This window comes from Microbacterium sp. 13-71-7 (assembly GCF_002257455.1).
Taxonomy (GTDB): domain Bacteria; phylum Actinomycetota; class Actinomycetes; order Actinomycetales; family Microbacteriaceae; genus Microbacterium.
On record NZ_NCKN01000208.1, the window covers coordinates 1 to 7,148 of the forward strand.

The following is a 7,148-nucleotide window of genomic DNA, read 5'->3' on the forward strand; positions in this document are numbered from 1 at the left end:
ATCCACCCGTGCCGACGGCGCGAGCAACCAGCGCATCATCGACCACACCCCAGCCGGGCGCTGGGGCGACCCTGCAGAGCTCATGGGGCCACTCGTCTTCCTCTGCAGCCCCGCTTCCGACTACGTCAACGGGCACACGCTCACGGTCGACGGCGGCTACCTCGTCCGCTGACCCCATCCGACTCGACACCCCTTCCCTGAGAGAGAGAAATGCCTGCATCCCGCTCCGCGCTGAGCAACGTCCAGATCGTCGAAGGCCTCGCCGACATCCTCGGTCCCGACCGGATCGACACCGACCCCGCCGCCCTCCGTGACGCCTCCGTCGACCGCTTCAAGAAGTACACGGCCGCGCACGGCATCTTCGACGGGCCGTTCCCCTCCGCGATCGTCTACCCGGGCAGCACCGCGGAGGTGGCCGCCGTCCTTCGTTTCGCGAACGACAACCTCGTCGCGGTCGTGCCGCGCACCGGGCGCACGGCGACCGAGGGAGGGCTGGAGACCGTGGTCGCCGACTCGATCGTCCTCGACGGCTCGCGGATGGACGCGATCCTCGACATCAACCAGGTCGACATGATGGCGACCGTGCAGTGCGGCGTACCGCTGCAGCGCCTCGAGGACGAGCTGCGCGCCCAGGGCCTCACCACGGGGCACTCCCCGCAGTCCAAGCCGCTCGCGCAGTACGGCGGGCTCACCGCGACCCGCTCGATCGGTCAGTTCTCCACCCTGTACGGCGGGATCGAGGACATGATCGTCGGACTCGAAGCGGTGCTCGCGGACGGCACCGTGACGCGCATCAAGAACGTCCCGCGGCGCGCGGCGGGTCCGGACATCCGGCACATCGTCGTCGGCAACGAGGGCGCGCTCTGCGTCATCACCGAGGTGACGATCAAGGTGTTCCGGTACCAGCCCGAGAACAACCGGTTCTTCGGCTTCCTGATGGATGACTTCGGTGCGGGCGTCGATGCGCTGCGCGAGCTCATCACGTCCGGCTACCGGCCGTCCGTGTGCCGTGTGTACTCCCCTGAGGACGCGCGCCAGCATTTCAGCCACTTCTCCGACGGGAAGAACGTCGTGGTGCTGGTCGCGGAGGGTCCGAAGCCGCTCGCGGATGCCACCGCCACGGCGATCGAACAGGTCTTCGCCGACCGTCCGCACATCCGCGTGGACGATGCCCTGATCGAGCAGTGGTTCGCGCATCTCAACTGGGATCAGAGCGCGATCGACCGCGAGCGTCGGGAGATGCAGGAACGCCCGCACCTCGGCTACACGACCGAGGTCTCGGTGGACTGGTCGCGCACGGACGAGCTGTACCGCGCGGTGATGAACCGGATCCGCACCGAGTTCCCTCGCGCGGCCGATCTGACGATGCTGGGCGCGCACTCCTCGCACAGCTATCAGACCGGCACGAACCTGTACTTCGTGTACGACTACGACATCCGCTGCGAGCCGCGGCAGGAGATCACCGAGTACCACGAGCCCCTCAACGGCATCATCGTGGAGGAGGCGCTGCGCCTGGGCGGCTCTATGGTGCACCACCACGGCATCGGCAAGTACCGCACACCGTGGACGCGGCAGGAGCACGGCAGCGCCTACGTGCTGCTCGAGCGTCTGAAGTCGGCGCTCGACCCGAACGGCATCATGAACCCGGGGACCATCTACCCTCTGGGGGCCTGACGCGTGGAGTCGTTCCTCGTCGCCATCGACAACGGATCCCAGAGCACCAAGGTGCTCGTGGTCGATCAGGACGGCCGCGTGCACGCCTCGGCGCGCGTGGGGCTGCGACCCTACGACACGAGCGTGCCGGGACGCGCCGTGCATCCTGACGACGACGTGTGGGAGTCGATCGCGACGGCGTGCGCGACCGCTCTGGGCCGGTTCTCCGGAGACCGCTCCCGCATCGTCGGAGTCGGGCTGTGCACGATCCGGTTCTGCCGCGCCTACCTTCACGAGGACGGGACGCTCGCCGAGCCGCTGCTGAGCTGGATGGACGAGCGCGTCGGGCTCCCGTTCGACGCGAACGCCGTCGGCTCGCGGGACGTGCGGTGGATCACCTCGTCATCGGGCTACGTCTCGCACCGGCTGACCGGCGAGCGCAGGGATGCGAGTGGGAATCTGCAGGGCGTGTGGCCGATCGATCCGGAGCGCTGGCGCTGGTCGGACGACCCCGAGGCGTACCGGGCCACGGGCATGCCACGGGAGATGCTCTTCGACCTCCGGGATCCCGGCGAGGAGCTCGGCCGGGTGACGCCCGGGGCCTCTGCGCTCACGGGCCTGCCCGAGGGGATCCCGGTGTTCGCGACCTCCAACGACAAGGCCGTGGAGGCGCTCGGGGCCGGTGCCGGAGGCGAGGACACGGTGCTGCTCTCGCTCGGGACGTACATCGCCGCGATGACGGCGGGTCCGGGTCCGGAGCACGGGGCGGCGTTCTGGGCGAACTTCGCCGCCCGGCCCGCGATGCACCTCGCGGAGAGCCATGGCGTGCGGCGCGGGATGTGGACGGTCAGCTGGCTGCGCCGGCTGGTGCAGCCGGAGGGGTCCGCCGACGAGACGATGTACGACCTCGAGGCGCTCCTGGACGCCGAGGCGGCCGCGGTCCCGCCGGGGAGCGACGGTGTCGCCGCGGTGCTCGACTGGCTCGCACCGGCCGACGAGCCGTGGCGGCGCGGGGCGCTCGTGGGCTTCTCGGGTCCGCAGGGGCGTGCGCACGTGTACCGCGCGATCCTCGAGGCGATCGCGCTGACCATGGCCGATCACGTCGACGCGATGACGACCGAGCTGGGGCGCACCCCCACCGCGCTGATCGTGACCGGAGGCGGGGCGCAGTCCGCCACCATGCGGCGGATCCTCGCCGACGTCTTCGCCCTCCCCGTGCACCGGGCGGGGATCGACGACGCGGCGGGACTCGGGGCCGCCGTCTGCGCGGCCGTCGGCGCCGGAGTGCATCCGGACTGGGAGAGCGCGATCGCGGCGATGGTCCGGCTCGGAGACACGACCCGCCAGGGCGAGGACGTCGCGGAGTACCGCCGCCTGCGCGAGTGGCATCGCGGCATCCGCGCGCGCGTCGCCGAGCTGTCGCGCTGGGCGGTCGAGCACGGGCCGGATCCGCTGCGGTCATCGGATCCTCCCGTCGCGAAAGATGCCGTTCTGGGCGACTCATAGCGGCATCTTTCGCGACGGGAACATCGGCAACAGGGACAACAGGGGAGAGGAACGACGGATGAACGACGACATCGACGGGCGCTTCGCGCAGGGCTGGGGCGGATCCGCGCCCAACGGCGTCCACGTCAACGTGCTGCTGGCGCGCCGAGGGTCGCCGACCGCGGCGTCGATCACCACGGCCTTCACCGCTCCTCGAGCCGGCTTCACGCCGATCCTCGCGTGCGTCGGCGAGAGCCAGCAGCACTACGTCACGGTGAACCCGCCGACGGTGATCCTGTCCAAGTCCTTCGCCGAGGAGGGCGGCATGGTCGAGACGGTGATCTTCGGGGCGGCCCAGGTCGGCATCGCGCAGGGCGTCCTCGACGCGGTCGCTGCGGGGGTCGTCTCCGGCGACCAGGACACGCTCGTCTTCGTCTCGCTGTGGATCGATCCCGCCTGCGACGACGAGACCGCGGTCAAGCACGCCGCGCGCGAGGCGGCGGCCTCCGCCATCTCGGAGGCCGCGACGGGCCTGTCTGCGGAGGTGCGCGCCGCCCAGGTCGCGGCCCGCGATACTCTCACGCACCCCTTCTACGGCGGCGCCTGAAATCCGAGTCGTCCCCGTGAGCGGACGCTCTGGGCTCCGCTGACGGGGACGACTCGGAGTAATGGGGTGCCACGGAGTCGCTGTGGATCCTCGGGGTGCGCTTGACACGGGGGCGGACGGAAGCCGACGATGGCGCCATGACCCGAGAACCGTCCGACGAGGACAAGGCGATCGCCGACGTCATCGAGCGTCTCCAGGCGAGGTTCCCCCAGACCGCCGAGATCGAGATCGACGGTGCGGTCCGCGATGCGCAGCGCTCGTTCGAGCAGGCGAGGGTGCGTGACTTCGTGCCCGTCCTCGTCGAGCGCGAGGCACGGGCGCGGATCGAGCGACCGGTCCGCTGAGACCGCGGCGGCCGTGCGCCGCCGGCCCGCTGCCCGGCGCCTTGTGAGACCAGGCCGGCCGCGCACCGCCGGTCGGGTGCCGTGCGCCATGCCCGGACGCCCGTCAGGCGGACAGCGCGCGCTCCGCGGCGGCGGCGTCGATGAGGGCGCGCAGCTCGTCGGCGGGCAGATCGGCGCCGAACGTCGGGTGGCCGGGCTGGAGCACGGCGCCGGTGGCGAGCGCTCCCGTGACGACCGGGTCGAACCCGAGGCGGTCGACGAACGCGGCGACGCGCGCGCGGTCGTCCTCGCGATCGCCGGCGATCGCGATCGCCTTGCGTCCGGCGGATCCCGCGGGCCGGGCCTCCTCCTCGAGATCGTGATAGCCCATGTGGTTCAGGGCCTTCACGACCCTGGATCCGGCGAGGAACTCCTGCACGATCTCGCTGGTCGAGGAGCGAGGGTCATCGAGGTCGTCGCGGATCCCGTCGGTCTCCCACCAGTAGTTCATCGCGTCGATCACGAGAGTGCCGCGCAGCTCCTCGACGGGGAGGCGCCGGTACTTCCCGAGCGGCAGGGCCAGGATCACGAGGTCCGCCTCGCGCGCCACCTCCTCCGGCCGTCGCGCCACGGCGCCGGGGGCGAGGACGTCGATCGTGAGCGCGATCCGTCCGGGATCCCCGGATCCGGAGATGAGCACGCGGTAACCGGCCGCGAGCGCGAGCCGGGCGAGCACGGTGCCGACCTTGCCGGCCCCGAGTATTCCGATCGTGCGGGTGCTGTCGTCCATGATGTCCTCGCTCTCAGAGTCCGAATGCCGTGCCGGTCCTGGGCGCGCTCGCCGGCGTCTCGGCGAGGAGCTCGCGGACCATCGGGACGACCTGCGTCCCGAACAGTTCGACGGTCCTCATCCGGTCGCTCGCCCGCATCGCGCCGCCGGCGGTGTAGATGAGATCGAAGCGGCCCACGTCGAGCGCGCGGATGGCGGCGGCCATCTTGCGCGCGACGGTCTCGACGGATCCCACGTAGAGGGATCCGCCCTCGACGTCCGCCTCGAACTCGCGCCGCTGCAGCGGCGGCCACCCGCGGAGGGCTCCGATCCGGTCGCGGATCACCTTGTAGCCGGGGTAGAAGAGCTCCTTCGCCTCCTCGTCGGTCGAGGCGATGAAGCCGGGGGAGTGCATGCCGACGGGCAGGGCGGGCGTGCCGAGCTGGGCCGTCGCGCGGCGGTACAGGTCCACGTAGGGCGCGAACCGGGCGGGCGCGCCGCCGATGATCGCGAGCATGAGCCGGAACCCGTACTGGGCGGTCCGCAGCACGGACTGCGGGGTGCCGCCGACGCCGACCCAGGTGCGCAGGCGCCCCGACTCGGTCTTCGGGAACACGTCGGCCTCGTGCAGGGCGGCCCTCGTGGTGCCCTCCCAGGTGACCGGCTTCTCGTCGAGAAGGTGGCTGAACAGGTCGATCTTCTCCTCGAAGAGGAGGTCGTAGTCCTTCAGGTCGTACCCGAAGAGCGGGAAGGACTCGGTGAACGATCCTCGCCCGAGGATCACCTCGGCGCGGCCGTTCGAGAGTGCGTCGACCGTCGCGAAGCGCTGGAAGACCCGCACCGGGTCGTCCGAGGACAGCACCGTCACGCCGGATCCGAGCCGGATCCGCTCGGTCGCGGTGGCGATGCCCGCGAGCACGGTCTCCGGGGTGGAGATCGCGAACTCGGGCCGGTGGTGCTCGCCGACCGCGAAGGCGTCGACGCCGATGTCGTCGGCGAGGATCGCCTCGTCGAGGGTCGCGCGGATCGCCGCGCCGTAGGTGGTGATCTCGCCGCTGTCGTCGCGGGGCAGATCCCCGAAGGTGTCGAGGCCGAATTCCAGGCCTTCGAAGTCGTTCATGATTCTCTCCTCGTGGATGTCGTTCGTGGGTTCAGGCGTGGACGGCCTTGCCGCCCTTGACGATCTGCGCCGGGGTGCGACCGGTGAGCCGCCAGTCGTCGGCGTCGTCCGCGAGCAGCTCGCGCACCCGCGGCACCACCCGTTCGCCGAACAGGCGGATGCTGCGGGCGCGGGCCGCGCGATCCATGTACAGCACGTCGTACTTCAGGTCGAACCGGGACAGGTGGTTCGCCCGCACGATGCCGGCGATCTTCCGGGCGACGGTCTCCGGGGATCCGACGTAGAGCGCTCCGGTGTCGACCTCCTCCGCATAGCGCTCGGCCGTGGGCGGGTAGAACCCGCGCTCCTCGCTGACCTGCTTCACGACCGGCTGCCAGTGCTTCCAGTGCACGTTCTTCGCCTCCTCGTCCGTGTCGGCGACGAAGCCGAGGGAGTGCTGGGCGATCGGCAGCTCCGGCTGCCCGAACTGTGCGAGCGCCCTCAGGTACAGCTCCGCGTGGCCGGCGAAGCGCTCGGGCCGTCCGCCGATGATGGCCATCATCAGAGGCAGCCCGTGCCGGGCCGCGCGGACCACGGAGTCGGGGCTTCCCCCGATCCCGATCCAGGCGGGGATGCCGCCCTCCGGCATGCGCGGATGAAGCCGGACGCCCTCGAGCGGGCTGCGATAGCTCCCGGACCAGGTCACCCGCTCCTCCCGCATGAGACGCAGGAAGAGGTCGAGCTTCTCCTCGAAGATGTCCTCGTAATCGGCGATGTCGTAGCCGAAGAGCGGGAACGACTCGATCGCGGACGCCCGGCCCAGCACCAGCTGGGCGCGACCGCCGGAGAGCCCGTCGACCGTCGCGAACTGCTGATACAGCCGGACCGGATCCTGCGTCGACAGCACCGTCACCGAGGTGCCGAGGCGGATCGTCGACGTCGCCTGCGCGGCCGCCGCGAGCAGGACGGGCGTGGCCGAGTCGACCATGCCCTCGCGGTAGTGCTCGCCGACGCTGAAGACGTCCAGCCCCACCGACTCGGCGAGCTGCGCCTCCTCGACCATCAGCCGCAGCGTCTCCGCATCCGACAGCACGCGTCCGCCGTCCGTCGCGACGTCGCCGAAGGAGTTCAGTCCGAACTCGAGTCCTGCCATGTCGATCACGACCTCTCCCGCCGCACCGGTCCCTCCGGATTGACGTGTCAACTCTGAAA

At 70.8% G+C, this 7,148-nt stretch carries 8 protein-coding genes; 5 read left to right on the forward strand and 3 right to left on the reverse strand.

Annotated elements, in window-relative coordinates; all coding sequences use genetic code 11:
- The 5 genes from B7X32_RS16540 to B7X32_RS16560 form a co-directional block, all read left to right on the forward strand.
- A partial coding sequence (locus tag B7X32_RS16540; protein ID WP_292722074.1) for an SDR family oxidoreductase occupies positions 1-172 on the forward strand: 172 nt, incomplete at its 5' end.
- A gap of 38 nt (positions 173-210) precedes the next feature.
- Positions 211-1,674: an FAD-binding oxidoreductase gene (locus tag B7X32_RS16545; protein WP_292722061.1), complete on the forward strand. Its 1,464-nt coding sequence runs from the start codon at positions 211-213 to the stop codon at positions 1,672-1,674.
- 3 nt (positions 1,675-1,677) lie between these two features.
- Positions 1,678-3,159, forward strand: a complete 1,482-nt coding sequence (locus B7X32_RS16550) for an FGGY-family carbohydrate kinase (protein WP_292722064.1) — start codon at positions 1,678-1,680, stop codon at positions 3,157-3,159.
- A gap of 58 nt (positions 3,160-3,217) precedes the next feature.
- On the forward strand, positions 3,218-3,745 hold the full coding sequence (locus B7X32_RS16555) for a formaldehyde-activating enzyme (protein ID WP_292722066.1): 528 nt from the start codon (positions 3,218-3,220) through the stop codon (positions 3,743-3,745).
- Positions 3,746-3,882: 137 nt separating this feature from the next.
- Positions 3,883-4,089: a three-helix bundle dimerization domain-containing protein gene (locus B7X32_RS16560; RefSeq protein ID WP_292722068.1), complete on the forward strand. Its 207-nt coding sequence runs from the start codon at positions 3,883-3,885 to the stop codon at positions 4,087-4,089.
- A 103-nt stretch (positions 4,090-4,192) separates the two neighbouring features.
- Here B7X32_RS16560 and B7X32_RS16565 read toward each other — a convergent pair whose 3' ends face one another.
- The 3 genes from B7X32_RS16565 to B7X32_RS16575 all read right to left on the reverse strand — a co-directional run.
- Positions 4,193-4,858: an NAD(P)-binding domain-containing protein gene (locus tag B7X32_RS16565; RefSeq protein WP_292722070.1), complete on the reverse strand. Its 666-nt coding sequence runs from the start codon at positions 4,856-4,858 to the stop codon at positions 4,193-4,195.
- A 13-nt stretch (positions 4,859-4,871) separates the two neighbouring features.
- Entirely contained in the window at positions 4,872-5,957 is a 1,086-nt protein-coding gene (locus tag B7X32_RS16570) for an LLM class flavin-dependent oxidoreductase (RefSeq protein ID WP_292722071.1), read from the reverse strand.
- Between the two features lie 31 nt (positions 5,958-5,988).
- On the reverse strand, positions 5,989-7,148 hold a 1,160-nt coding region (locus tag B7X32_RS16575; protein WP_366247002.1), incomplete at its 5' end, for an LLM class flavin-dependent oxidoreductase.